This window comes from Rhizobium sp. Root1203, assembly GCF_001424945.1.
Taxonomy (GTDB): Bacteria; Pseudomonadota; Alphaproteobacteria; order Rhizobiales; family Rhizobiaceae; genus Rhizobium.
In genome coordinates this window covers 1-25,049 of record NZ_LMCW01000068.1, presented here as the reverse complement: position 1 = coordinate 25,049, position 25,049 = coordinate 1, and the positions used below count along the sequence as shown (strand labels likewise).

The window sequence follows — 25,049 nt, the reverse complement described above, 5'->3', positions numbered from 1 at the left end:
AGTTTATGTGAAGCGGTTGAATTTGAAGGGAAAATAAGCGCGACATGGCAATTCCGAGAGCAGCGAGGACGCAGCGGCGTACGCGCATTCAGGGAGAGAAGGAAGAGCAAATCCTGGAAGCCGCGCTCGATGTGTTTTCCGTCAGCGGCTTTCGCGGCTCGACTATCGACCAGATCGCCGAGGTGGCGGGCATGTCGAAGCCCAATCTGCTCTATTATTTCCGGACAAAGGAGGCCATGCACCGGGCGTTGATCGACCGTGTGCTTTTCACCTGGCTGGAGCCGCTGCGCGCCTTCGATGCCGAGGGAAATCCGGAAAGCGAGATCCGCAGCTATATCAGGCGCAAGCTGGAGATGGCGCGCGATTTTCCGCGGGAAAGCCGGCTCTTCGCCAACGAAGTGCTGCAGGGCGCACCGCATATCGAAGACGAACTCAAGGGGCCGCTCAAGCAACTCGTGGACGAGAAGGCCGAGGTCATCCGGGCCTGGGCCAGGGCCGGGAAGATCGCGAAATGCGATCCCTATCACCTGATCTTCTCGATCTGGTCGACGACGCAGCATTACGCGGATTTCGATGTCCAGGTGCGTGCCGTCCTCGGGCAGGGACAGGCGGGCGAAGGACGGTTCGAGGATGCGGCGCGCTTTCTCGAACAGCTTTTCATCGACGGCCTGACGATCAGGCCCTCTCAGCCGACCTCATGATGTGAGGGTCGGCAGCATTCGGCTGAGAGCGTTTGCGACGCTTTCGATCGTATAGGGCTTCTGCAGCACGTTGGCGGCGAAAGTCCCGTATGCTTGCGAGACTTCCTGGCCGTAGCCGGTGGCGACAATCACCGGTATTCCATTGGCCGCCAGCTTTTCGGCGACCGAAACACTGGTCTCCTCGCCGAGATGGACATCGAGCACACCGAGATCGAAGTTGTGGCTGTCGATAGCCTCCAGCGCCTGCGCCACATTGGGGGCAAGCGTGACGCTGCGTGCGCCCAACTGAAGAAAGATGTCTTCGCCATCCATGGCAATAATCAGATTGTCTTCGAGCAGGAGGAGGTCGAGACCGTTCAGCGGCTTGTCTTGGACAGGTTCGGCTGCGTCCCCGGCCGCTTGTGGGAGTCTCTTGGAAATCGTGGAAACCTCGCCCTCGACAAAGGTCGAAAACTTTGCGGGGATACAGAAATGCGCCCGCAAGCCTTGTCTGTCGTAGTCAACCTCCGCCTTTCCGCCAAGCTCATACGGGATCGATCTGCGGATGATCGTCGTGCCGAATCCCTGCCGCGTCGGTTGCGAAACTGGCGGCCCGCCGCTTTCATGCCAGTCGACGAGGAGATTTCCCTCCTCGTCCTTCCGCCAGGCGACGGTGACGGCGCCGCCGTCGTCGCCGAGGCTGCCGTACTTTGCGCTATTCGTGACGAGTTCGTGAAACACCAGTGCGGCGATCGAGAATGCCTGCGGCGCGAGCAGCACTTCCGGGCCGGAGATGGCAATGCGTGTCGGGTTCTTGCCGAAATTGGCCGCGACTTCGGCCTGAAGCAGGGCGCGGAGCGGCGCTGGTGCCCAGTGATCGCGCGTGATCTGGTCGTGGGCGCGCGCAAGGGCTTGGATGCGACCTTCCAGATGGCCGATAAAATCGGACGCGCTGTCCGTCGTGCCGCGCGACTGGCGGATCAGCCCGCTGATCAGGCTCAGAATGTTGCGGACGCGATGGTTCAGTTCTGCAATCAGCAGTTGCTGCCGCTCATTCGCCTGCTGGCGCGCGGCATTCGCCTTGTCGGTCAAGCGCAACACGACTTCGATCAGCGTCACGCGGATCGTTTCGGCGACGCCTCGCTCGGCCACGGAGAATGGATGGGAGCGATCGCGAACGAGTTCCGACCATGTCTCGAAGCTCTTGCGCGGTGTGAGGCGAGGACCGTTCGGGCCGTATTCCACCGGCTTGTGCGGATCGCCCGCCCAGCGGACGCTGCGGACGATTTCCTGGCGGAACAGGACCACATAGTCGCGCGGCGACCGGGATATGGGAATTGCGATGAGACCGGCCACGGTACCGCTCGGCAACACGTCGGGCGCGGACTGCGATATGTTGTCGGTTGCAAAGATGCGACCGGCCGCATTCCGGTTCAAAATCCGGACGAGCTCCGAAAATTGCTCCTGCGACGGCGCCAGGCCGCTCAAGGCTGAGCGGCCGTCGATCCAGACCCCGATGCCATCCGCGGGAATTGCATCGGACAGCGCTTCGATCAGCCAGGAAGGATCGTCCAGCAGGCTGGCATTGTCCGCGACGGAGGTCAGGAGGCGATCGGCGATCTGCCGGGCCTTCGTTTCGAAGTCCAGTGCCAACCGCCGTTCGCGGCTCTCCAGGCGAGACGCAAACATCTGGCCGAACAGTTCCGAGACGGTGCGGCGTTCGCTCGAGGGAAGGCGCGGCGAATAGTGATGGCAGGCAAACAGACCCCATAGCTTCCCATCGATGACAATCGAAATGGAAAGCGATGCGCCGACCCCCATGTTCTTCAGGTACTCGATATGGATCGGCGATACCGACCGCAGGATCGACATCGAGAGGTCGATCGGGCGGCCATGCGCATCGAGGTCGGGCAATACCTGCACATTGACGGCATCGACGTCAGCTATGATCCGGAACAGGTTGCGCGTGTAGAGCGCGCGGGCCTGCACCGGGATATCCGAGGCCGGATAGTGAAGCCCCAGGAACGAACCGATACCGGAGCGTGCTGCTTCCGCCACGACTTCGCCGGCGCCGCTGTCGTCAAACCGGTAGACCATCACCCGGTCGAAGCCTGTCAGCGCACGGGCCTGCCTTGCTCCCTCCCGGAAGAAGGCTTCCAGCGTCCCGGCCTGATCGAGCCTCGCCATCATGCTTCGGATCGACGCGGTGGAACCGCCCTGGCTCCCGTCCTGCGACGGCTCCGCCTCGATGACGACCTGATCGTCGCTCATATGAAGCGCAATGTCGAAAAGCGGCCCGTCTTCCGACAGGGCCACACCGAATAGCCTCTCGACCATATCGGGACCCCGCATGATGCTCAGACGGTTGCGGAGTGCATGCATGGTCTTCGAATGGATGATCTGCGAGACCGGCCGACCGATGATCTCCCGGTGGGATACGCCAACGAATTGTTCAAGGTTGGCGGAGGCGCGCGCGACCAGCCAGTCCGAGGAGACGACCAGCAGGAAACCAAAGGGTTGAATGGCCCCCAGCCTATGGATCGGCTCGCGATCGCAGTTGGTCAGATCGACCCTTTCAATCTTGTCGGTCACGAGACGGCGAGCTCCAGCTGAAGCTCCGCTGCGTTGCGGAAAAGCCCGAAGACAATCCGGGCAGCTTCGATCGCCCGGGGCTCCTCGGTGTCTGCGCTATCCAGAGCCTCCATGAAGCTTCTGGCTCCGCCCTTGGGGCCAGGCGGCGTCAGGTAGCGGGACGGCAAGGATGCGGGCACTCTTTTGGCCAGCATGGCACCCCCCAGCTTCGAACCCTCGAGAACATAGGCCGCGCCCCAAAGGGCCGCCCTGCCTTCGAACGGCGGCGCCGGCAACGGTGGGGGCGTGCGCGCACCAAGGTCCGCAAGATCGGCAAAAAGCAGATGACGGCGTCTGCGGGCCGGCCAATCCTGCAACAGCGATCCTATGCCCGCCTCTTCGAGGCGAATCTCCATTGCGGGAATGATCCTGGCGTGCGCCGAAAGAAACGCGCGATAGGCGATCGGATCGGCCAGATCGAAGCGCCCAAAGATGTCGTCTACCGCTGCGTGACAATCGCTGGTGTGGGCGCGAAGCGCGCTGCGAAGTGGCATGCTGTTGAATTTCCAATCCCGGCTATCGAAGTCCTGGCAGGATTTCAAATATGAGGCAGGAAATTCGCATTTCCACCGCAAAGGTCAAGAAACTTGCGCGCTGACGGCCGAAAATTCAATCGGGATGGCACTTTGGGCGGCGGTCCGAGCGTTTGCCGACGCGGACGGTCCGCCGCAGACTGGATCATGCAGCGGCGGTCGCCTCGGCGCCGAATGCAAAACCCTCGTCGGCCCAACCGGTCATTCCACCGATCATCACCTTGACCGAGAGCCCGAGCCTGGCAAGGCGAAGGGCTGCCTTGTCGGTGCCGTTGCAATGCGGGCCGGCGCAATAGACGACGAACAGGGTGTCCACCGGCCATTGCGACATTCGGTGGGCGGTCATCTTGCCGTGCGGCAGGTTGACCGCCCCGGGGATGTGCGAGGCGGCAAACATCGTCGGCGAGCGTACGTCCAGCAAGACGAAGTCGGCCTGAGCGGCTGACAACGATGCGTGGACATCCCAGCAATCGGTTTCGAAGGCGAGCTTGCGGGCGTAGTGTGCGGCGGTGGCCTCCGGGGAGGCGGCAGGGATTTCGGCGACGGCACTTGGCATGGCATTTCCTTTCACGGTTTGAATTGCCGTGGAGGATGCAAGATGATACGCCAGATGGAAATTGGCCATAATGACGATTGGCGTAAATATCGTGCCAAACACCGCTTCGCTGTCCGGTCCCGTGGTCGCAGTGCTCGCCTACGATGGGCTATGCACCTTCGAATTCGGCATTGCCTATGAGGTCTTCGGGCTCCCGCGTCCGGAGATGGGCGCGGATTGGTATCGCTTTGCGGTCTGCGGGATAGAGCCCGGGCCGCTTCGGGCCGCCGGCGGACTGACGGTGACGGTCGACAGCGGCCTCGATATTCTCGACCAGGCCGACCTGATCGTCGTTCCCGGTTGGCGTGCCATCGACGCGCCGGTGCCGGATACCCTGGCTTGCGCGCTGCAGGCCGCTCATGAACGCGGTGCGCGTATCATGTCGCTCTGCTCGGGTGTTGCCGTCCTTGCCGCTTCCGGACTGCTGAAGGGGCGCCGCGCGACGACGCATTGGCGCTACGTATCGTCGATCGCACAGCGCTATCCCGACGTCAGTCTCGATGCCAGTGTGCTCTACATGGACGAGGGCAGTATCCTGACGGCGGCTGGCAGCGCTGCCGGGATCGATCTCTGTCTTCATGTGGTGCGCGGAGATTTCGGAACGGAGGCCGCCAACAGCGTTGCCCGCCGGCTGGTGGTCCCGCCGCATCGCGAGGGCGGGCAGGCGCAGTTCATCAGCGCTCCCGTGCCGCAGGAGCGCGAGGGCGCACGGCTCGGGTACTTGCTCGAGTGGATGCGGGAAAGGCTGGACGAGGACCAGCCGATCAGTCTGCTCGCCGAGAGGGCGGGGATGAGCATGCGCACCTTCCAGCGCCGGTTCGAGGCAACGACGGGCACAAGCGTCGGCGAATGGTTGCTGAAGGAACGGCTTCGCCACGCACGCGGGCTTCTGGAGAACGACCTGGCGATATCGCTTGACGATATCGCCGCGGCCAGCGGTTTCGGGACGCTGGCGACAATGCGCCATCATTTCCGCAAGCGCCTGGGTACGAGCCCGGGGGCTTACCGCAAGACGTTCGTAGGTGGCTGATCATGTTTGAGAAGGAGCCACGGCGCGTCGGCGCCGTGAATAACGCGTGTTGGTGGGTGGGGCAGTGCTGCGAGACCGTCCCGCAGCACCGGTGTACGGCTTATTCCGCGGCCTGCTTGGCCATCGGATTGTTCGGGTGAGTCGTCCAGTTTGCGTAATTGGCGTCGACGATCTTGCCGGTGCGCCTGTCGAGGTCGCCGGCAGGCAGCTGCTCCATGGTGATGCAGTTCTCGACCGGACAGACGTTGACGCAGAGATTGCAGCCGACGCACTCCTCTTCCATCACCTCGAAGTGCCTGACACCATTGACGAACTGGGTAATCGCCTGGTGCGAGGTATCCTCGCAGGCGATGTGGCAGCGACCGCACTTGATGCAGGCGTCCTGATCGATCGTCGCCTTGGCGATGTAGTTGAGGTTGAGGTACTGCCAGTCCGACACGTTCGCGACTGCGCGGCCCGTGATGTCGTCGAGGTTGCGATGGCCCTTGGCATCCATCCAGCCGGAGAGGCCAGTGATCATCTCCTGGACGATCTTGAAGCCGTAGGTCATGGCGGCGGTGCAGACCTGTACATTGCCTGCGCCGAGCACCAGGAACTCGGCTGCGTCGCGCCATGTGGTGATGCCGCCGATACCCGAAATCGGCAGCCCATAGGTCTCCGGATCGCGGGCGATCTCTGCCACCATGTTCAAAGCGATCGGCTTGACCGCCGGGCCACAATAGCCGCCATGGCTGCCGCGACCGTCGATCGAGGGCTCAGGCGCGAACGTGTCGAGGTTGACAGAGGTGATCGAATTGATCGTGTTGATCAGCGAGACCGCATCTGTGCCGCCCGCCTTGGCGGCGCGTGCGGGCTTGCGGACATCAGTGATGTTGGGCGTCAGCTTGGTGATGACGGGCATGCGCGTATATTGCTTGCACCAGCGCACGACCATTTCGATGTATTCCGGCACCTGTCCGACGGCAGCGCCCATGCCGCGTTCGGACATGCCGTGAGGACAGCCGAAGTTGAGCTCGATGCCGTCGGCGCCGGTCTCTTCGACCAGCGGCAGGATCGCCTTCCAGGCATTTTCCTCACAGGGCACCATGATGGAAGCAATGAGGGCGCGGTCCGGCCAGTTCATCTTCACCTGCTTCATTTCGCGCAGGTTGGTATAGAGGTCGCGGTCGGTGATCAGCTCGATGTTGTTCAAGCCCAGCAGGCGGCGGTCGGCGCCCCAGATCGCGCCGTAGCGCGGGCCGTTGACGTTGACGACCGGCGGACCTTCTTCGCCCAGCGTCTTCCAGACGACGCCGCCCCAGCCCGCCTTGAAGGCACGCTCGACATTGTAGGCCTTGTCGGTCGGCGGCGCGGATGCCAGCCAGAAGGGGTTCGGAGACTTGATGCCGACGAAGTCGTTGCGGAGATCAGCCATTGTTCATTCTCCTCTTCACGCGACGGCTGCGGCCGGCTGCGCACCGGCAGCAAGCACGCGGTTGATGGATTCGGCGGCATCGCGACCTTGCGCAACCGCGGAGACGGTAAGGTCATCGCCGCCGAAGACGCAGTCACCGCCGGCCCATATGCCTTCCAGCGAAGTGCGGCCCTCGCCATCGATGGCGATGCGGCCGGACTCCATGCGCAACGCTCCGAGGCCGGAGGCTTCGAACGTCTGACCAATCGCCTTGAAGACCTGGTCTGCGGCGATCACGCCGGTTTCCCCGGTCGTCGTCAGGCGGCCATCGACCAGCCTCGTATATTCGACCTCGATCGCAGCCACCTTGCCGTCTTGCGAGAGGACCGATTTAGGGGCCAGCCAGTGGCGGATGATGACGCCCTTCGACGTCGCCAGATCCTGCTCGAATTCAGAGGCGTTCATGTGCTCCTTGCCGCGGCGATAACAGATCGTCACCTCGTCGGCGCCAAGAAGCTTTGCCTGTACGGCGGCGTCGATCGCTGTCATGCCGCCGCCGAGAACGACCACGCGGCGTCCGACCGGAATGCTTGCCTTGTTTCCCGCCTGGCGAAGGGCGGCAATGAAATCGACCGCGTCCTCTACGCCCGGCAGTCTTTCGCCCTCCACACGCAAAGCGTTGACGCCGGCAAGACCGATACCGAGGAAGACGGCGTCGTATTCGGACTGCAGGTCTGAGAGCGAGAAGTCGCGGCCGAGCAGCTGCTCGTGTTTTACTTCAATGCCGCCGATCGAGAGAACATATTCGACTTCCTTCTGCGCGAAGTCGTCCACGGACTTGTAGGTGGCGATGCCGTATTCGTTAAGGCCGCCCGACTTCGGTTTCGCGTCGTAGATGACGACGTCATGGCCCTTCACCGCAAGGCGGTGTGCTGCAGCAAGGCCGGCCGGACCAGCGCCTACGACTGCGATCTTTTTTGCCGTCGAGGCGGCCCGACTATAGAACTGTCTGCCTGCCTGCATTGCCGCATCGGTCGCGTAGCGCTGCAGGCGGCCGATCTCGACGGGACGCTCTTCGGCCGTGTTGCGCACGCATGCCTGCTCGCACAGATCTTCGGTGGGACAGACGCGGGCGCACATACCGCCCAGAATGTTCTGGTCGAAAATGGTCTTGGCGGATCCGAGCGGATTTCCCGTCGATATCTGCCTTATGAACAGGGGGATATCGATCGAGGTGGGACAGGCCGTCATGCATGGCGCGTCATAACAGAAGTAACAGCGGTCTGCGGCGACCAGCGCCTCGTGCTTGTCGAGGCGCGGATGCAGATCGGAGAAATTATCCTCGTATTCGGCGGACGAAAGCCTGCCGGCACGGATCCCAGTTTCCAGGCGTTCCATTGAAGTTCCCTCATTATTGGTAAACGGCCAGGAAGGAAGCGTAACTCAGGTCAAAAAATTTATCAAACGGTAAAATTTTAGGCCGTTGTTTCTATGAGTGGAAGCGTATCTTGTTGTTACAAAAGCATTTTTTAGTCCGCCTGCTGACGTCGAATGGAGCAGGTCACTGCGATCAGCGGGTGTTGCGGGGCTTGTGAGAAAAAGATTCAAAAAAAGCGCAACTTTTTGACCGGGTGCCGGAACCATTCGGGTGTCGAGCCGTTATGGCGATATCCGAACGGTGATCGCATCGACCCAAAATGCGCGCCCCCAAAACACCGTTCGGATCCGCACTCACGGTCCCCTCCCGGTGAGTGAAGACAGCCGGTGCGCCGCCCTCGCACTGGCTGTTTTCTTTTGCGGGATCAGCGGACGCCGACCTGCTGGGGCGCGCGCTTCAGGATTTCGAACTCGGAGTCCGGGATCAGCAAATGGTATTCGATGCGGCCCGGGGGCAGCCGGAGGTCGGCCTTGCCGTTGACCGAGGAGGGCACGACACGCTCCAGCACGATCCTGCCGAAGCTGTTCTCGATGAATTCGTGTGTGGCGTTCCCGTTCGGCAGCATTTCGAGCCACGAAACACGAATTGCCTTGCGGTCGGACAGAACCGTTTCCTGACAATCCAGCGTTATCGAAGGAGCGCCACCGGAGATGGCGCCGAACGTGGCGGAGTTTACAATCAGCTCATGCAAGGCAAGACCCACGTGCACAGCGGCGTTCGGCGTCAGATGCACGTTCAAGCCGGTGACGGGCAGCGGTCCGACGGTGTCGGGCCAGTAGGGGGCGAATTGCTTCTGCGTAAGCTCGAACAGGAAGGCACCGCGCCAACTGGAGTCCGTGATGAGATCCTGGGAGTTCGAGAGAGACTGCAACCGCCCCCGAAATTTTACGAGGAAGCTGTCGAGCGAAAGCGTGTTGCGGGCGGTCTGGGTGGCGATCCCCTGGATGATGGCAAGCAGGTTCTTGGAGCGGTGCGACAATTCCCGCAGCAAGGATTTCAACACCTTCTCGCGGTGCCGTGCCTCCGTGATCTCCGTGATGACAGACAGCAGGCCTTCTTGGTGGCCGAGGCCAATGCGCTGGACCTTTATCTCGTAGTGGCGCATTTCGCCGTCGATCGAGATGTCGACCTCGGTGCTCGCCGGACTGCCGCTTTCGAGAACTGCCTGCTTCAGGGTCTCGAGGTTTCGTCCATGGGTCTCGCCGAACATGTCGGCATCGCTGCCGCCTGGAACCGAGAACGTCTGAAAGTGGGGGGGCAGGTTTTCGGTATAGACGATGGCGAGATCGGGGTCCTGATAGACAACCGAAATTCCGGCGCTGGCGAGCGCGCGTTCCATCAACAGCTCTTTGCCTTCCAATGCGAAGGTCGTGCCGGCCAATGGTCCAGTCCTATTCACCCAGCCGCCTTCCTTCGATCCTTTTGACGCCGCAGGAGGATGAGCACATCCGCTTGCAGCAAAGCCCGCTGATCGTTTCTATCTAGGCGCAAGCGCTGGATAATATCTTAACATTGCGGGGAGCGCTCCAGATTGACTGGAACGCTCTCCATTGCGCTTTGTTCCGTATGTGCGAATGCGTCAAGCTGCTGCTTTGGTGGTTTCGTTGAAGAAGAGCGCCTGGCTGATCAGAGCCTTCACCATATCGGGGTTGAACGGCTTGGTGACGAGGAAGGTCGGTTCCGGCCGTTCGCCCGTCAACAGGCGCTCCGGGAAGGCCGTAATGAAGATCACCGGCACGCTCGAGGTTTTCAGGATGTCGTTGACGGCGTCAATGCCGGAGCTGCCGTCGGCGAGCTGAATGTCGGCCAGAACCATGCTCGGCTTCGTCTTGTTGTAGAGGGCAACGGCTTCCGCATGCGTGCGAGCGATGCCGGTAACGCGATGACCGAGGCTTTCCACCATCTGCTCGATATCCATGGCGATCAGCGGCTCGTCCTCGATGATCATGATATCCGTTGCGACCTGGCGGGAGATTTCGCGCGATGCGCTGTCGAGAAGCTTGGTGACTTCCAGTTCGTCCGCGGCGAGAATTTCCGCGATCTCTCCGACCCGGAAATTCTCGACGGATGCGAGAATGAAGGCCTGGCGGGCGCGTGGGGAAACCTTGCCGAGATTGATCGTGGCCCGCTGCTCCCAAGCATAGGGAGAAGACGGTTCTGGAATCTGAACCGTGGCGGAACCAAACAATGTGGTGAACAGTTTGTAGAGTGCGACACGGTCATCTGCCGTATCCGGGAAAATGGAAATGTCCGCAATGATGGCTTCCAAAACTGCCGCGACATAGGCGTCGCCAGAGGTCTGTGTGCCGGTCAGAGCCCGGGAATAGCGGCGCAGGTAAGGAAGGTGCGGCGCAATTCGAGTAGAAAGTGTCATTGATAGCTCCCGTATGCAGGGCCGGTAACGGCTCCAGTGGCATTTGAACGCGGCATGCAGCAAAAAAGTTCCTAGATTTCAGGAACTTTTTTTTCTCAGGCGCATTCTGTTGGCGATAGTCGACGCAAATGAAGGGCGGGCCGTGACGATCGGTAAGCGACAATGTGTGTTTTATCAGTCCGGTGGTGCACCCAATGACAACAGGCAAGAAGTGAAAAGTTAATGACAAGCCGCAAGAATGAAGAATTGGACGGCCATCGGGAGATGCGCGCGAGCGATGTCTTGGATCCCAACAGCCAGATCGGGGTGCGTTTGAGATCTCTCTATGCCGCCGTTCAGGAAGAAGCGATCCCCGATCGCTTTCTCGATCTGCTGGAAAAACTTGATCAGGCCGAGCTGATGGCTTCGGCCAAAGTCGTCAAGTAGGGTGGACCGATGGAAAAGCAGCAACCAAGCTTCAAGCGCGAGCTTCTTGCGGCCCTGCCGAGTTTGCGAGCCTTCGCAATCTCGCTGATCGGTCGACACGACCGTGCCGATGATCTTGTGCAGGATACCATCATGAAGGCCTGGGCCAAGCAGGATCACTTCGAGATGGGCACGAACATGAAGGCATGGCTCTTCACAATCCTGCGCAACGAACTCTATAGCCAGATGCGCAAGGCCGGGCGCGAGATACAGGACAGCGACGGCCTCTTCACCGAATCCATGGCGACGCACCCGTCCCAGTACGGCGCGCTCGATCTTCAGGATTTCAAGAAGGCCCTGGAGCAATTGCCGCCGGATCAACGCGAGGCGATCATCCTCGTTGGCGCATCGGGCTTTTCCTATGAGGAGGCGGCGGAGATTTGCGGCTGTGCAGTCGGAACGATCAAGAGCCGCGTCAACCGCGCCCGCCAGCGGTTGCAGGAATTGCTCCAGATTTCCGGTGAAGCCGATTTCGGACCGGACGCGACATCCTCGCCGCTAACGTCGAAGGCGTTCGCCTTCTGACCATCGGGAAGGAGAGCAAAAGGAAAAGCCGGTGCCCGAGGGCGCCGGCTTTTATGTTGGGGGACTGCTGGGTCAGTCGCTGCTCTTTGATCCAAGCAAACTGGAGGCAACCAGCGCGACGATAATCCCTGCGGTGAGCAATGGCTGTGCACGAACGAGACCGATGCCGGCGGCGGCAAGAGATTCGACTGCCTGCCGCCTCTCCCTGGCGCGTCGGGCCTCCCGGGCATTGATAAACGTCATTGCGATCAGGACGATAATGGCGATCAGCAGGGCGCAGGCGGCCAGAAAAAGTGCTGCGCCGATGGGGCCATAGATGCCGGCGAGCCAGATAGCGCCCGCCACGACCGCCAAGGCATAGGCGGTCAGTATGAAGAGGACGGCTATGGCAATGAAAATACCGTTGCGCTTGGTCCGCGCAACGGTACGGTGGACACTCGTGCCTACCAGGAGGCTGAGGATCGGGAACAGCATCGAGACTCCTAACGGCGGGCAAGGAGGGCGAGGACGAGCCCGAAGGCCGCGGCCGCGCCTACGGTTGCGATCGGATGTCTGCGCACGGTGTCACGCACCTCGTTGGCGCCACGAAGATATCCGTCCTGCAGTTCCCGCAGCAAGTCCTCGCTTCGGCCCAACAGTTCATCATAGCCCGCCGATGCCTGATCGCGTATTTTTTCACCCTGACGGCGTGAGCTCTTCCCGGCAACCCGGGTCAACGCGGCGATTTCGTCTCGTAGCGACGCAATCTGCTCTTCGATCGTCGATTCGATATCGTGAAGCGTATCGCTGCCGTTGCGGCGGCTGCGAACGGAGTGAAGGAAGGAAGAAGCCACAGGTTTTCTCCATTGTTACGACGCCGCTCCGCGTCGCCTGGTTCAACACAGGATCACTACTCAAGCTTGCATGGGGAATATTGCCCGGCAATGACCCAAATCAAAGGCTTAACGCCCTCGGTGGTCAAAAGTTCCGCGCTGCTCAGCCTTGCATGGCGCTGTGAGCCAGGACGAACGGCGTGCCGTCAGCGGGCAGAGCGTTGATGCGAAGCGGACAACCGAACACGGATTGCATCGTATCGTCCGTCAGGACCTCGTGGATGGTCCCGAAGGCCGCCAGCCGCCCGGACTGCATCAGAAGGATCCGATCAGCGAAGAGTGCCGTCAGGTTCAGATCGTGCATTACGGCGATGACGCCGCCGCCGTTGTCGCAGAACGAGCGTGCGAGACGCATGATGGTCAGCTGGTGGCTGATGTCGAGGCTGGACACCGGCTCGTCGAGCAGGAGCCAGTTCGGTTTTCCTTCGGTGGTCGGCTCCGCGATCTGGCAGAGAACGCGGGCAAGCTGCACGCGCTGCTGTTCGCCGCCCGAAAGCTGCTGATAGAAGCGCCCCTCGTACCCGCTGAGATCAACCGACGCTAGGGCTTTTGCAGCAGACTGTTCCGCCTTCGCGGGATTGCGGTTGAGACCTGATGTCAGTCCCATGCGCACGACTTCGCGGACGGTGAAAGGGAAGGAGATGACGCTTGCCTGAGGCAGCACGCCCCGGACCGCCGCCAGTTGCCAGGGCTGAAGCGACTTCACGTGGTGCCCGTTGATCAAGATGCCGCCTTCATAGGAAAGCTCGCCGGACACTGCCTTCATCACGGTGGTCTTGCCGGAGCCGTTCGGCCCCGCAATGGCAGTCATCCGCCCGGATTCGGCGGTGAAGCCGACATCCTGCACGATGGTCTTGCCCGACAGACGGACTGAAACGCCGGATACTTCGATCATTGCATGTCACTCAAAGGGCAAGGCGGCCGCGCTGGCGCAACAGAATCCACAGGAAGAAGGGGCCGCCGACCGCCGCGGTGATGATGCCGATCGGCAGCTCCGCGGGTGCGACGACCGTGCGTGCAAGTACGTCGGCGAAGATAAGCAGCGAGCCGCCGAGGAGGGCGGACGACGGCAGCAGGAACCGATGATCCGGGCCGATTGCCATCCGCAGCACGTGGGGTACGACGATACCGACGAAGCCGATGCCGCCACTGACAGCCACCGAAGCGCCCGTCGCAGCCGCAACGCTGACGATCGCAATGTTTTTCAGCCGCTGTACCGGTATACCCATGTGAAAGGCGGCGGCCTCGCCGAGGGTGAGTGCGTTGAGGCCGCGGGCTATGAACGGGGTGACGGCGAACGACAGCAGAATGATCGGAGCGGCCGCCGCGATCTTTGACCATGTGGCCCCGGCAAGCGAACCCATGCCCCAGAACGTCAGGTCGCGGAGCTGCTGATCGTTGGCCATGTAGACCAGCAGACCGGTCAGAGCGCCGGCGAGAGAGCCAAGTGCAATGCCGGCGAGCAGCATGGTCGCAACCGATGTCTGGCCGTTGCTGGTGGCGATGCGATAGAGAAGGAGCGTGGTCAGCAGACCGCCGCCAAAGGCCGCGATCGGGAGAGCGTAGATGCCGAGCAGCGCAAAGAGAGGTGCCGCGATCGTGCCGCCAAGCACGATCATGACGACCGCGCCAAAGCCGGCACCAGAGGAAACGCCGACGAGACCCGGATCGGCCAGGGGATTTCGGAAGAGACCTTGCATGACGGCGCCTGACACGGCCAGCGAGCCGCCGACGAGAAAGCCGAGAATGGCGCGAGGCATGCGGATATCGAAAATGATGACACGGTCCCGGACATTCAGCGCATCGGCCGATCCGGCGACGTTGGCAATGACGTCGAGGAAGGATGCATCGGATGCGCCTGTCGTGACCGAGAAAAGCAGCGACAGGACGGAGCCGAGCGCGAGCAGCGCAATCGTCAGCAACGCCAGCGGCCGGCGGTCACCCGCCATATGCCGCTCGCGAAGCCTTGCCGGCGATAACCTTGCGCGTTCTCGTTCCATGACGTCCTGCAGAGCCACGTTCAGCCCCCGTAGATCGCCGCGTTCAGCTCGCGTACGGCGCTTGCGGTACGAGGGCCGAAGCCGAGCAGATGGAGACCGTCCATGCGGACGATCGCCTTGTTCTGAACGGCGGGCGTCAAGGCAAGCGCCGGCTGTTTCATCAGGTCGTCGTTCTTGGTCGACGCGCCGTCGCCGCGGTTCATCATCAAGATCACGTCCGGCTTGGCCTCGATGATCGCCTCATCCGTCAGCGGCTTGTAACCGGGGAAATCGCCAGCCGCGTTGACGGAACCGGAAAGCCTGATCATGCCATCGGCCGCGGTGCCTGTTCCGGAAACCATAACCTTGCCGCCCTGCATGCTCAGGATGAACAGGATCCGCTTGCGCTCGCTTTCGGGGCGTTTCTCCGCATCGGCGATCGCGGCATCGAGATCGGCTCGAACCTTTGCCTTCAAGGCCGCTGCCTTGTCCTCGACGCCGAGCAACGCGCCGACTTTTTCGATCTTCGCAAGAATACCGTCATGCGTATAGGCATTCGGTACGGTCTCGAATGGAACGCTTGCGCTCTTCAGGACCGTCAGGGCTTCCGGCGGGCCGGAACCCTCGACGGCAATGATCGCCGTCGGATTCATTGCTAGAATTCCCTCGGGCGAAAGCGCGCGCATGTAGCCTACGTCAGGCAGCTTCATCGCGGCCTCGGGAAACATGCTCGTGGTATCGCGGGCAATGAGATGGCTTTCCTCGCCAAGTGCGTAGATGATCTCCGTGACGTCGCCGCCGACCGACACGACGCGAGCGGTATCGACTTTGTCAGCGGCTTGAGCCGCTGGCGGGAAGGCGTTGCCGGCGACACTGAACAGGGAGGCAGCGAGAGGCAGAGCCAGCAGGCTCCGCGCGACCGTTGGCCAGAGCCGTGTCTGGCTTGTATGCTTGCGCATCGTCATTTCCTTACCCTAGGCGGCAACGCTGGCCGCTGCGCGCGGCAGGTTTTCGACGATGTCGCGCCAATCGGTGCGTTCGTCGAAGCCTTCCTTTCGTTTGCCGAAGAATTGGATGATCATTTCGCCGTTGGCGTCATAGGCTTCGAGCGAGGTGACGTGACCGTCCTTGGTCGGCTTGCGCACGGCCCATGTTTCGGCAATGTGATCCTGGCGCAGATGCAGGTGGAAGGTCTCGTCGAGAACGTTGATCCACGGACCCATCGGCTGCACGTTGAAGATCGGGCCGGAATGGATCTGCACGATGCCGTTGTTGGCGACGAAACACATGATCGGCAGGCCGGCCTTGACCGATGCGTGCATCATCTCGGCTGCGGCGCCGTTGTCGAGCTTCCAGGCGTAGTCGTCGCCTACGGTGCGAACGGCAGCCTGGCGGCCGATCTTCAGCTTGCGCAGCATGCCGAAGAATTCGTGGGTGTCGGTCAGCCTGCTCCAGTGATCGCGCAGTTCGTCGCGGCTGACGTCGCCGTTTTCGTCGTTCGCCTTTGTTGCCTGCTCGGCGACGAATTCCTGCGACTGGTCGTCGAGCTTCAGGTCCCGGACGATAGCGTGGTAGGCTTCGACATTCGATGTCGGGCGCAGGTGGATCTTGTGGACGGCATCACCGGCCTTGTCGAAATACTGCAGGCTGAGCCGCTCCTGCTCGCCGTCCTTCTTGGACACTGCAAAGCCATGAGCCCAGCGGCCCGGGAAGATTCGCAGGTCGATGTTGTCGCCGAGAACGATGGCAGCGTGCGGGCCAGCGTTGATATTCTCGTAGACGCCGATCTTTTCGTGGACGGCGCTCTCGTTGCGCGAAAGCGCCATGACTTCGCCGAGTTCGGCGACGCGCTCCAGGAGCTTCAGGGCGCTGCCGTCGATGCGGGTCGCGCTGATGCCGACCTCGGCTGCGACCAGCGCTGCCTCGGAAATCTTCAGCTGAGCTGCGATATCGCGCTCGCGCATCTTCGGGTTCTCGACGCGAAACGCGCGAATCTCGGCCGGAGCCGGCTTGGTGTTCTCAGTCATGTTCTAACCCCTTATTTATTCAGTATGAGCTTGCGCTGCCGGGTGATCTTCAGGCGATAAACGGCCCCATCGTGACGAATCGCGATTTCGTTGGAGCCGCGGAAAAGCTCGGCGCTCTCCAGAACCCGAATTTCGGCCGAAGTCTTCCGCTTCGGCAGCGCTTGCTCCAATGTTTCCGGCTTCTCGACCATCATTTTCGGTTGGCTTGTTCCGCTCGATGCATGCGGGCAAATGCCCGTTGGCTACATTTATCTTGACTTTCATAGTCATCATTTTTTAAACACGCAATAGCGGAGTTGATCAGTCAAGTTTTAGAGAATTGTTGGAGAAGCGAGATGGCGGTTACGAGGGTTGCAGCACTTTTGGCGGGTGCTTTCGTCGCTATCGCCGGTTTCACCCAGGCCTTTGCCCAGGACACGACGCCGGCATCGAGCCTCGATGTAGAACTCAACGGTCTCGCGCCCTCGCAGAAGGGTTGCATGATGACGTTTGTGGCGCTCAACAAGCTGGCCACGCCGATCAACAAGATCTCCTTCGAGCTTGCTTTCTTCAACGACAAGAACGCCGTCGACCGCATCACCGTTCTCGACTTCCGAGATCTGCCACAGGGCAAGAAGCGCGTGCGGCAGTTCGACATGCCGAACGTCACCTGTGACAGCGTCACGCGCGTTCTGATCAACGATACGCCGGTATGCGACGGCCCTGCCGCAGGCGAGTGCATGAAAGGCCTCGTAACCCGTTCCCAGGTTTCCGTCCCCTTCGAGGGGTGAGCGACGCGCCGGGGACGATCCCCGATTGGCTGCAGTTTTCAACCGGCCGAGGCAAATGCAGATGGTGATTTCAGCAAGAGCCAAATCGAGACAGAGTCTCATTGACGAGACGGTCGCCGATATTGGCGTCAACGACAACAGCCCGGGAATGCATCCGGGTCATAACTGTCGGATCTTCGCAATGCGCCTCGCCAGCCCGCCGCAGAGTCCGTGGTTCACTATACCCGACTGTCGCAGATCGATTCGTTTCCGCAGGATCCGCGCACTGCCAGCAGCGGCCAGGCAACTGTTCCGGCGATGGACGAAAACGTCGAGATGCAGTCGACAGATTCCGCCGTCGGCAAGCGGGGCGTCGCACTTGCCTGCGTCGGTTCCCTCATTTTTCACGCTGCCCTTCTCGTGGCCGTGCTCGTCGGCTTCGTCGTCACGCCGCAGGCGCCGGTGGAAGAAGCCGGCGAGGTCGTCAGCGTGATCATTCTCGGTGATTCCGATGCGGATCAAGCAGCTGCCGGCGAGGTGGCGGATGAACCGCAGCCGGAAGAGATCGCGGCCGAGAGCGTGACGCCGCAGACGGTCCAGGCTGAGGCTGTTCCGCCTACGCAAGAGGTGACGCGCGTTTCGCCCGAAAATGTCACGGCGGTGGAACCGGAGATCCTGACATCGCAAGCACCGGCGGAAACCGCGGTGGTTCAGCCCATGGCGACCGAAGTGCCGGCCGAAATCCCCCCGGAGGTGCCTCCTGTTGCGCTGGCGCCACCTGCCGAGATTGCGCCTGTTCAACCGACCGAGACAGCCGAAATCGCGCCTGAGCCCGACAAAACCCAGGAGCCGGATCCCAAGCCGGTGGCGGAGAAGCCTATTCCTAAGCCGACGCCGGTCGAGAAGAAGCAGCCGCCGAAGAAGGCCAAGATCATCTCGGGGTCGCAGGGCGAAAACAACCATGACAGCAAGCGGGGCTCGGCTGACGGCAACGAAGCAGCCGCTTCGGATCAAAACTCGCGCAGCGCCGGCAGCCGCGGAGGCGCAGGCAGCGCTGCCGTCGCCAACTACCCCGGCAAGGTGCAGTCGCGCATCCGTCGCTCCGTGAAAGTGCCTTCCGAATACAAGCGCATGAGCGCCTCGATGAATGTCCGCATCCGCCTGACGATAGGCTCCACCGGTGGTATCAGCGGTTTGTCGATCGCCCGGAGCTCCGGCATTCCTGAACTCGATCAGGCTGTTGTCGACGGTGTTCGCCGGGCTGCGCCGTTCCCGCCGCTTCCCGTGGAGTGGGGCAAGCCGGTCTGGACCTTCACGCAGGAGGTGCAGGTCACCGGGCGATAATAAAATATGATAAAAATAATCAACTTTATACTTTACTATAAAAATCAGGTTTAATAAGGTGCCGCTTGCACACGCAGGAATCGTGTGACGATAAACCAGCGAACGGGTGGTCAATGGCTCGCAAGGCGAAGAAGGGTTCGAACCGGGAAATCCGCGTCAGCGCGGATGTGCAGACGGTTCAGGAGGCTTCGGGGCGGTCCAAACTCGATGGACGCAGCTTCCTCTACGTAGGCGGCCGGGATTGCCAGGTAGCGCATCTTCGCCAGATCGCAAGCAGCTTCGGGGCTGAGCTTATCCATCACGACGGCGGGCTGCGCGAGGCGGTGTCGCGCATCGATACCGTGCTTCCGTCGGTCGACTGCGTTTTCTGCCCTATCGACTGTATCAGCCATGATGCCTGCCTGCGCGTGAAGACCGGCTGCAAGAAGTTCGGCAAGACCTTCATTCCGCTCAGGAACGGCAGCAAGTCGAGCCTCGAGAGGGCGCTGAACACGATGAACGAACGAGACAACGCCCAATGAGTGAAAAGCGCCCTGACGGGTTCACGATGATCGGCCTGCACAAGCTGGCCGCACAGAACGGTGACGGCCTTGTGCCGGAGCTCTACGATCTGCTGATGAAGCATGCCGAGCAACGCGAGCACTATGCCAACGTTGCCGACTTTCCGGTCTGGGACGCGAGAATGCCGGGTGAGCAGCCTGAAAAGCCGCTTGGACTGGAGGCCGCGAACGGCAATAATGTCGTGGCTTTCGCGCCGGTCGGCGCCAGCAGCAAACGCAAGGCGTAAGGATCGTTCGATGTATATTGCGATGAACCGTTTCAAGGTCGCCGCAGGCTCCGAGGCCGATTTCGAAGCCGTTTGGCGCAATCGCGACTCCAGCCTGTCGGAGGTTCCGGGGTTTGCGGAATTCCGGTTGCTGCGTGGCAAGGCCAATGCCGAAGAGGGATACACCCTGTTTTCCTCGCATACCGTCTGGCAGAGCGAAGAGGATTTCCTGAACTGGACCAAGTCCGAGAGCTTCCGTGCTGCCCATCGCAATGCGGGCGATCGCAAGACCATGTATATGGGCCCGCCCGTCTTCGAAGGTTACACTGTCGTGGATGGTATCTAGCCGAGGGCAATCCCGACCGGATCGAGCTGGCAACTTACCACGCTTCGGGCGCGTCCCGATTGGCTAAGCGTCAGGTGCGCGCGCGGAAGAATGCGCCGATCGCCACGGCCAGCCAGCCGAACATCATCGCAAAGCCGCCGGTCGGCGCAGCCATCGGAAACAGGCCGAGGCCGGCGTAGCGGGACATCACCAGATCGCCCGAAAACAACAGCGTGCCGATCCCGATGAGCAAGCCGGCGATCCCGGCCGTTTTCAGCCTCTCGGCGCCGATTGCAAGCGCCAGCAGGGCAGGCGCGTGTACCAGGCACATCGTCGAAGCCGAAGCGACGAGGTGGGCGTCTCCACCACCATGTGCCGCAGCGGCGGCCAGCGCGACGCCGGCAAAGCCGAAGAGGCCTGCAAAGGCATAAAACAGCGGCACGAAACGTCGGTTGAAGCTCATGGCCGGTTCTATTCCTTGTTCTGCATGTGGTGGGCAAGCCGCTCGATCGGTGGCCAGATGATGTCGCGCAGCTTTGCATTGGCGACGGTTTCGTCCAATGCCCTTTGGAAGCACAGCAGCCACTCGTCGCGTTCGACGGGGCCGATCCCGGCAACGAAATGCCGGCTCCTCAGGCGTGGATGGCCGCGCTTGTCGGTGTAAAGCGGCGGACCGCCGAGATAGCCGGTCAGATACTCATAGAATTTTTCTTCGCTGCCTTCGAGCGTCGGCGGATGCACCGCACGGACATGCTTTGCCTCCGGCAGCGTGTCCATCAACGCGTAGAAGCGGCGCGACAGCGCGCGTACGGTCTCGTCGCCGCCGATCGCCTGATAAAGCGTGATGACTTCTTCGCTCACAACCCAGTCCTCTGAAATCCATCCCTTAATGCACCGCCGCGATGGGGATCGCAACAGCAACCGTTGGTCGCCTGCGCGGCATTTGCGCCACTCGCCCGGCGTCCGTGCCATCCAATTTATCTTGACAAAACCGTCCGGACGGTATCTTTAGGTGGTATGTCATTAGCGCACCATCGCCGCAAGCAACCCGCTCTCGTACGCCAGCAATTGCTGGAGGTTGCCGCGCGCCTCACGATGGAGCAGGGCATGACCGCCGTCACGCTCGATGCGGTCTCCGGCGCATCGGGGGTGAGCAAGGGTGGATTGCTGCACCATTTTCCGACGAAGAACGCGCTGCTGGACGCTCTGTTCGAGAGCCTGCTTGAACGGTTCGATGCCGATCTCGACGCGCGGATGCGTGATGATCCGGTCCCGCACTGCCGCTTCACCCGCGCGTATCTGCGGGCGGTGGTGGACCTGAAGGACAGCCCGGGAGAGGCTGCCCACTGGGCACAGGTGACGATCGCTCTGCTCGTCGAGCCGCGCCTTCGCCAGCGCTGGCGCGACTGGGTTCAAACACGCGCCGAGGAGTATGTCGGTACCGACTCGTCGGTGGACGCACAGATCGTTCGCTTTGCAGCAGACGGGCTCTGGCTCGCCGACATGCTCGAAAGCCACGATATCGAACCCGCGGAACGCCGTAGTCTCATTGCGCGGCTTCTCGACCTGGCCGGCAACTAAACCAAGATAAAGCAGAGGATTCCGGCCATGGCTCCGATTGCCGTCTATGCGTTGCTGTTCGTCGCGATCGTCCTTGAGGTGATCGGCACCACGGCGCTGCAGCTTTCGCAGCAATTCACGCGCGTCGGGCCGACCGTTCTTCTCGTCGTCTGCTATGCAGCGGCCTTCTATTGCCTGTCGCTGACGCTGAAGGTCATCCCCGTCGGGATTGCCTATGCTATCTGGAGCGCTCTCGGGATCGTGCTGATATCAGCGGTGGGTCTCGTCTATTTCAAGCAGCGCCTTGACACGCCCGCGATCGTCGGGCTGGGACTGATCATTGCCGGCGTACTCGTGGTCAACCTCTTCTCGAAATCTCTCTCACATTGATTTTGCCGTTGTCTGGCCTTAAGCCGCTCCGGTTCCTGCAGGCATTCCGGCAGGCATTCGGGAAAGACGGGCACCGATTGCGACATTTGACCTCATCTCATACCGGCCTGACTTGCGAAACAGCCTGCAATGTCCATATCCTGAGTGAATTCGATGGTTTGCATCGCATATTGGAAGACCTATGACGGACGGCACTGCTGATACGACTCTCCCCGATACCTCCGACCCTAAACCCGAAGGTCAATCTTTCGGGACCAGCGGCATTGCGCCGATGGATCGCCCGAGCGCGGTGACGCGGTTTTTCATGGGCATCGTCGCCTGGGCCGAGAGGCTCAATTTCAAATATGCGATCCTCGGAAATCCACCTGTCTATGACACGGCAACCTTCCCCTGGGCGGCAGAGGTCGAGAAGGCATGGCCGGAGATTCGCAGCGAGCTGGACCGCGTTCTGGTGCGTCAGAGCGAGCTGCCGACCTTCCAGGACATTTCCACCGACGTGAAGACGATCTCCACGGACAGCGGCTGGAAGACTTTCTTCCTCGTGGGCTTCGGCGTGAAATCGGAGCAGAACATTGCGGCGTGCCCCGAGACCTGGCAGGCCATACAGGCTATCCCCGGGCTGAAAACGGCAATGTTCTCGATCTTCGAGCCCGGCAAGCACCTGCCTGCGCATCGCGGTCCCTACAACGGCGTTCTTCGCCTGCACCTCGGCATGATCGTACCGGAGCCCGCAAACAAGCTCGCCATCCGCGTCAAGGATCAGATCTGCCACTGGCAGGAGGGCAAGGCGTTGATTTTCGACGATGCCTACGAGCACGAGGCCTGGAACCATAGCGAAAAGACGCGCGTCGTGCTCTTCGTGGACTTCGTCAAGCCGCTCAGATTTCCGGCGCGCTTCGTCAACTGGGCGCTGATGAATCTCGCGGTTTTTACGCCGTTCATTCGCGAGGGGCTCGATAACCACAAGGCGTGGGAAAAGAAATTCTACGCGCAGGCCGAAGCGTTCAGAAATCGTCCGCAGGCGCAAAAGGACTAGTTGTTGTTGGCCGCCTTCAGCCGGCACTTCGGTTTTGTCGCCAGGTAGATCACGTAGTTTTCTGCTGCATCTGCCAGGTGAAGAGCAATTTCCTCTTCACGCCATCCCGCCGCTACAGCGCGGCGGACAACATCGGTAAGCGCCCCAGCGCAGACGCTTTCGCATTCCCGCGACCGGGCCATATCTTCGGCGTTAAATCTTGGAGAGCGGATGTTTGTCATGGCAAAAGCTTGCCATAACGACGTACCTTTTCAAGGTAATGCTAATGTATTGGTTAGCCGGTAAGGTAAATGTGCAAGGCGGGGTGAAGATGCGACCGCCGCTGTTGCCTCGAAAAGAAACGGCGGCCGCATATGCACTATTTTAGTACTTCCAGCCGTTCTAATGTATGGCAGATTTCTTAATAATTTCTATATGGCGATACCCCGCGACCGCGCAGGAACGGAGGGCAGGCATGCTTCATCACATCTCTTTTGGTGTCTCGAACATCGAGCGCTCGGCGGCATTTTATGACGCCGCTCTTGCTCCGCTCGGATATGTGCGTGTTTGGGAAGACATAAGGCCCGGAGAGATCGATCAGGCTATCGGCTACGGAAGCCCCGGCGGCGGTGACAAACTTGCGATCAAGTTCTGTCCGGAAGGACAGCGCCCGCCCGGTCCGGGTTTTCATCTCGCCTTCGCCTCGGCAAGTCGGCGAGCCGTCGTCGACTTTCACGAGGCTGCCGTCGCTCACGGCGGCATTGACAACGGACAGCCGGGCCTCCGGGCTCACTACGGACCGAATTACTTCGCCGCATTCGTCGTAGACCCCGATGGCCACCACATCGAAGCCGTCTTCAATTCTCCCGAGTAGCCGTCGTTGGCGGTGCGACGGTCTGTCTTCCGTCCGGATTGTATCCGCCGCCGATGGCGACGTTGAGGGAGACGAAGTCCTTGGCCATCTGCTGGACGGATGCTGCCAGGCTTGCCTGGGCGAGCGCGCCGTGAGCGACAGGGCGATCAGCAGGGTCGCTCCCTTGTNTTGGCGGTGCGACGGTCTGTCTTCCGTCCGGATTGTATCCGCCGCCGATGGCGACGTTGAGGGAGACGAAGTCCTTGGCCATCTGCTGGACGGATGCTGCCAGGCTTGCCTGGGCGAGCGAGACCTGACGCTGTGCGTCGAGCACGTCGAGCAGCGAGGAGGCGCCGTCCTTGTAGCTGGCGGTCGACAGTTCGAGCGTTTCCTGGGTGGTCTTGACCTGGGCGCGCAGCGCATTCACCGTCAGGGCGTCGCGGCGGACCGCCGACAGCGCGTTCTCGACCTCTTCGACGGCCTGCAGCACGGTCTGCTTCCAGGCCAGATACTGGGTCTTGGCATCGGACTTGGAGATGTCGACATTGGCACGCAGGCGGCCGCCGTCGAAGATCGGCAGCGTCAGCGTCGGGCCGAACGACCAGCTGGTCAGGCCGCCGCCGCTGATGCCGGCCGCCTTGACGTAGGACGGCGAGATGGCGCCCGACAGGGTGATCGTCGGGTAGAGCTGCGAGATGGCGACGCCGATATTGGCGGTGGCTGCGGCCAGGTTGCGCTCGGCGACGCGGATGTCGGGACGGTTGCGGATCAGGTCGGCGGGAATGCCGGAGGTGATGCCGCCGCGGAAGATCGGCTGGGTCGAGCCTCTCAGCAGCTCGTTGACCATCGAGCCGGCCGGCCGGCCGAGCAGGGTGGCGATGTGGTGGGCCGAGACGCGGACGCTGGTCTCGAGGTTGGGGATTTCGGCCTGGGTCGACTGCACCAGACCTTCGGCCTGGACGACGTCGAGGCGCGAGGCGGCGCCGGCGTCGAGCTGGAACTTGGTGAGCTCGAAGGTTTCCTGGCGCGACTTGAGGTTGGCCTTCGACAGCGCCACGCGCTCCTGGAAGAAGCGCAGGTCGATGTAGGAGTTGGTCAGATCCTGGATRTAGGCCAGCTTGGCGACATCGGCGGTGGCATAGGCCGCATCGAGCGAGGCCTGGGCGCTTTCCTTGGAACGGCGGTACTGGCCGAAGAGGTCGAGCAGCCAGGAGACGTTGGCGTTGGAGCCGCTGGTGTTGGTGGCGCCGACGGAGGTGCGCAGACCGCCCATGCTGCCGCTGACCGTCTGGTTGGCACCGACCAACAGGCTCGGCAGCGCACCGGCACCGGCCACCGTCACGTTGGACGAGGCGGCGTTGATGCGTTCCAGCGCCTGCTGGATCGTCAGGTTCTCGCTCAGGCCTTCACCCACCAGCGAGTTCAGCCGCGGATCGCGATAGGCCGTCCACCAGGCAACCGTCGAAACGTCGCCGACTTCACCGACGAACGCACCGCAAAGACGC

At 61.5% G+C, this 25,049-nt stretch carries 30 protein-coding genes and 1 pseudogene; 13 read left to right on the top strand and 18 right to left on the bottom strand.

Annotated elements, in window-relative coordinates:
• The first annotated feature begins 44 nt into the window (after positions 1-44).
• Positions 45-701: a TetR family transcriptional regulator C-terminal domain-containing protein gene (locus tag ASC97_RS30715; protein WP_057472118.1), complete on the top strand. Its 657-nt coding sequence runs from the start codon at positions 45-47 to the stop codon at positions 699-701.
• Here ASC97_RS30715 and ASC97_RS30710 read toward each other — a convergent pair.
• The 3 genes from ASC97_RS30710 to ASC97_RS30700 form a co-directional block, all read right to left on the bottom strand.
• Positions 696-3,272 carry an HWE histidine kinase domain-containing protein gene (locus ASC97_RS30710; RefSeq protein WP_057472117.1) on the bottom strand — a complete coding sequence of 859 codons (2,577 nt, stop codon included), beginning with the start codon at positions 3,270-3,272 and terminating at the stop codon, positions 696-698. The two genes, ASC97_RS30715 and ASC97_RS30710, sit on opposite strands and share 6 nt — an antisense overlap.
• Complete coding sequence (locus ASC97_RS30705; protein ID WP_057472116.1) at positions 3,269-3,805, bottom strand: biliverdin-producing heme oxygenase; 537 nt, start codon at positions 3,803-3,805, stop codon at positions 3,269-3,271. Before ASC97_RS30705 ends, ASC97_RS30710 begins: the two co-directional genes overlap by 4 nt.
• Before the next feature lie 184 nt (positions 3,806-3,989).
• Positions 3,990-4,400 (bottom strand): rhodanese-like domain-containing protein, encoded by a 411-nt coding sequence (locus ASC97_RS30700; protein WP_057472261.1) that lies wholly within the window; start codon positions 4,398-4,400, stop codon positions 3,990-3,992.
• A 70-nt stretch (positions 4,401-4,470) separates the two neighbouring features.
• Between ASC97_RS30700 and ftrA the strand changes: the two genes are divergently transcribed.
• A complete protein-coding gene (ftrA, locus tag ASC97_RS30695) occupies positions 4,471-5,469 on the top strand; it encodes a transcriptional regulator FtrA (protein WP_057472115.1) in 999 nt (332 codons plus the stop codon).
• Between the two features lie 100 nt (positions 5,470-5,569).
• On the opposite strand, the gene preA is transcribed toward ftrA, so the two are convergent.
• The 4 genes from preA to ASC97_RS30675 all read right to left on the bottom strand — a co-directional run bounded on the left by preA (position 5,570) and on the right by ASC97_RS30675 (position 10,674).
• Positions 5,570-6,883, bottom strand: coding sequence for an NAD-dependent dihydropyrimidine dehydrogenase subunit PreA (gene preA, locus ASC97_RS30690; RefSeq protein WP_057472114.1), 1,314 nt, complete (start codon positions 6,881-6,883; stop codon positions 5,570-5,572).
• Positions 6,884-6,898: 15 nt separating this feature from the next.
• Positions 6,899-8,260, bottom strand: coding sequence for an NAD(P)-dependent oxidoreductase (locus ASC97_RS30685; RefSeq protein ID WP_057472113.1), 1,362 nt, complete (start codon positions 8,258-8,260; stop codon positions 6,899-6,901).
• A 404-nt stretch (positions 8,261-8,664) separates the two neighbouring features.
• The gene (locus ASC97_RS30680; RefSeq protein ID WP_057472112.1) at positions 8,665-9,681 is read right to left on the bottom strand and encodes a sensor histidine kinase; all 1,017 of its coding nucleotides are present in this window, start codon (positions 9,679-9,681) and stop codon (positions 8,665-8,667) included.
• Between the two features lie 198 nt (positions 9,682-9,879).
• Positions 9,880-10,674, bottom strand: a complete 795-nt coding sequence (locus ASC97_RS30675; protein WP_057472111.1) for a response regulator — start codon at positions 10,672-10,674, stop codon at positions 9,880-9,882.
• Positions 10,675-10,938: 264 nt separating this feature from the next.
• On the opposite strand from ASC97_RS30675, the gene ASC97_RS30670 reads away from it, so the two are divergent.
• Positions 10,939-11,100, top strand: a complete 162-nt coding sequence (locus ASC97_RS30670; RefSeq protein WP_443216797.1) for a NepR family anti-sigma factor — start codon at positions 10,939-10,941, stop codon at positions 11,098-11,100.
• A 9-nt stretch (positions 11,101-11,109) separates the two neighbouring features.
• A complete protein-coding gene (locus ASC97_RS30665; RefSeq protein ID WP_057472110.1) occupies positions 11,110-11,664 on the top strand; it encodes an RNA polymerase sigma factor in 555 nt (184 codons plus the stop codon).
• Between the two features lie 72 nt (positions 11,665-11,736).
• Here ASC97_RS30665 and ASC97_RS30660 read toward each other — a convergent pair whose 3' ends face one another.
• From ASC97_RS30660 to hemP, 7 genes are all read right to left on the bottom strand, one after another.
• The gene (locus ASC97_RS30660) at positions 11,737-12,138 is read right to left on the bottom strand and encodes a hypothetical protein (protein WP_057472109.1); all 402 of its coding nucleotides are present in this window, start codon (positions 12,136-12,138) and stop codon (positions 11,737-11,739) included.
• 8 nt (positions 12,139-12,146) lie between these two features.
• Complete coding sequence (locus ASC97_RS30655; RefSeq protein WP_057472108.1) at positions 12,147-12,497, bottom strand: DUF883 family protein; 351 nt, start codon at positions 12,495-12,497, stop codon at positions 12,147-12,149.
• A gap of 142 nt (positions 12,498-12,639) precedes the next feature.
• A complete protein-coding gene (locus tag ASC97_RS30650) occupies positions 12,640-13,431 on the bottom strand; it encodes a heme ABC transporter ATP-binding protein (protein ID WP_057472107.1) in 792 nt (263 codons plus the stop codon).
• Between the two features lie 10 nt (positions 13,432-13,441).
• On the bottom strand, positions 13,442-14,536 hold the full coding sequence (locus ASC97_RS30645) for a FecCD family ABC transporter permease (protein WP_113000942.1): 1,095 nt from the start codon (positions 14,534-14,536) through the stop codon (positions 13,442-13,444).
• Between the two features lie 20 nt (positions 14,537-14,556).
• Positions 14,557-15,480, bottom strand: a complete 924-nt coding sequence (locus tag ASC97_RS30640; protein ID WP_057472105.1) for a heme/hemin ABC transporter substrate-binding protein — start codon at positions 15,478-15,480, stop codon at positions 14,557-14,559.
• Positions 15,481-15,489: 9 nt separating this feature from the next.
• Complete coding sequence (locus ASC97_RS30635; RefSeq protein ID WP_057472104.1) at positions 15,490-16,542, bottom strand: hemin-degrading factor; 1,053 nt, start codon at positions 16,540-16,542, stop codon at positions 15,490-15,492.
• Positions 16,543-16,553: 11 nt separating this feature from the next.
• Positions 16,554-16,736: a hemin uptake protein HemP gene (hemP, locus tag ASC97_RS30630; protein WP_057472103.1), complete on the bottom strand. Its 183-nt coding sequence runs from the start codon at positions 16,734-16,736 to the stop codon at positions 16,554-16,556.
• A 141-nt stretch (positions 16,737-16,877) separates the two neighbouring features.
• On the opposite strand from hemP, the gene ASC97_RS30625 reads away from it, so the two are divergent.
• The 5 genes and pseudogenes from ASC97_RS30625 (at position 16,878) to ASC97_RS30605 (ending at position 19,747) form a co-directional block, all read left to right on the top strand.
• Positions 16,878-17,312, top strand: a complete 435-nt coding sequence (locus ASC97_RS30625) for a hypothetical protein (protein WP_057472102.1) — start codon at positions 16,878-16,880, stop codon at positions 17,310-17,312.
• A gap of 61 nt (positions 17,313-17,373) precedes the next feature.
• Positions 17,374-18,635, top strand: a pseudogene (locus ASC97_RS30620) (cell envelope integrity protein TolA).
• A 113-nt stretch (positions 18,636-18,748) separates the two neighbouring features.
• Positions 18,749-19,156 (top strand): DUF2325 domain-containing protein, encoded by a 408-nt coding sequence (locus ASC97_RS30615; RefSeq protein ID WP_037062364.1) that lies wholly within the window; start codon positions 18,749-18,751, stop codon positions 19,154-19,156.
• The gene (locus ASC97_RS30610) at positions 19,153-19,422 is read left to right on the top strand and encodes a hypothetical protein (RefSeq protein ID WP_057472101.1); all 270 of its coding nucleotides are present in this window, start codon (positions 19,153-19,155) and stop codon (positions 19,420-19,422) included. The genes ASC97_RS30615 and ASC97_RS30610 overlap by 4 nt, the downstream gene beginning before the upstream one ends.
• A gap of 10 nt (positions 19,423-19,432) precedes the next feature.
• On the top strand, positions 19,433-19,747 hold the full coding sequence (locus tag ASC97_RS30605) for an antibiotic biosynthesis monooxygenase family protein (RefSeq protein WP_057472100.1): 315 nt from the start codon (positions 19,433-19,435) through the stop codon (positions 19,745-19,747).
• 70 nt (positions 19,748-19,817) lie between these two features.
• Here the strand turns inward: ASC97_RS30605 and ASC97_RS30600 are convergent, their stop codons facing one another.
• Positions 19,818-20,189, bottom strand: coding sequence for a DUF423 domain-containing protein (locus tag ASC97_RS30600; protein ID WP_057472099.1), 372 nt, complete (start codon positions 20,187-20,189; stop codon positions 19,818-19,820).
• An 8-nt stretch (positions 20,190-20,197) separates the two neighbouring features.
• Positions 20,198-20,587, bottom strand: a complete 390-nt coding sequence (locus ASC97_RS30595; RefSeq protein WP_057472098.1) for a group II truncated hemoglobin — start codon at positions 20,585-20,587, stop codon at positions 20,198-20,200.
• A gap of 156 nt (positions 20,588-20,743) precedes the next feature.
• Here ASC97_RS30595 and ASC97_RS30590 point away from each other — a divergent pair, with 156 nt between their 5' ends.
• The 3 genes from ASC97_RS30590 (at position 20,744) to ASC97_RS30580 (ending at position 22,712) form a co-directional block, all read left to right on the top strand.
• A complete protein-coding gene (locus tag ASC97_RS30590) occupies positions 20,744-21,307 on the top strand; it encodes a TetR/AcrR family transcriptional regulator (RefSeq protein ID WP_057472097.1) in 564 nt (187 codons plus the stop codon).
• A 27-nt stretch (positions 21,308-21,334) separates the two neighbouring features.
• Positions 21,335-21,676 carry an SMR family transporter gene (locus ASC97_RS30585; protein WP_057472096.1) on the top strand — a complete coding sequence of 114 codons (342 nt, stop codon included), beginning with the start codon at positions 21,335-21,337 and terminating at the stop codon, positions 21,674-21,676.
• Between the two features lie 181 nt (positions 21,677-21,857).
• Positions 21,858-22,712 carry an aspartyl/asparaginyl beta-hydroxylase domain-containing protein gene (locus tag ASC97_RS30580; protein WP_082530235.1) on the top strand — a complete coding sequence of 285 codons (855 nt, stop codon included), beginning with the start codon at positions 21,858-21,860 and terminating at the stop codon, positions 22,710-22,712.
• Here the strand turns inward: ASC97_RS30580 and ASC97_RS30570 are convergent.
• A complete protein-coding gene (locus ASC97_RS30570; RefSeq protein WP_057472094.1) occupies positions 22,709-22,933 on the bottom strand; it encodes a hypothetical protein in 225 nt (74 codons plus the stop codon). The two genes, ASC97_RS30580 and ASC97_RS30570, sit on opposite strands and share 4 nt — an antisense overlap.
• Positions 22,934-23,166: 233 nt before the next feature.
• Between ASC97_RS30570 and ASC97_RS30565 the strand changes: the two genes are divergently transcribed.
• On the top strand, positions 23,167-23,565 hold the full coding sequence (locus ASC97_RS30565) for a VOC family protein (RefSeq protein WP_057472093.1): 399 nt from the start codon (positions 23,167-23,169) through the stop codon (positions 23,563-23,565).
• A gap of 168 nt (positions 23,566-23,733) precedes the next feature.
• Here the strand turns inward: ASC97_RS30565 and ASC97_RS30560 are convergent.
• Positions 23,734-25,049 (bottom strand): efflux transporter outer membrane subunit (locus tag ASC97_RS30560; RefSeq protein WP_156390508.1); only part of this gene is annotated, 1,316 nt, incomplete at both ends.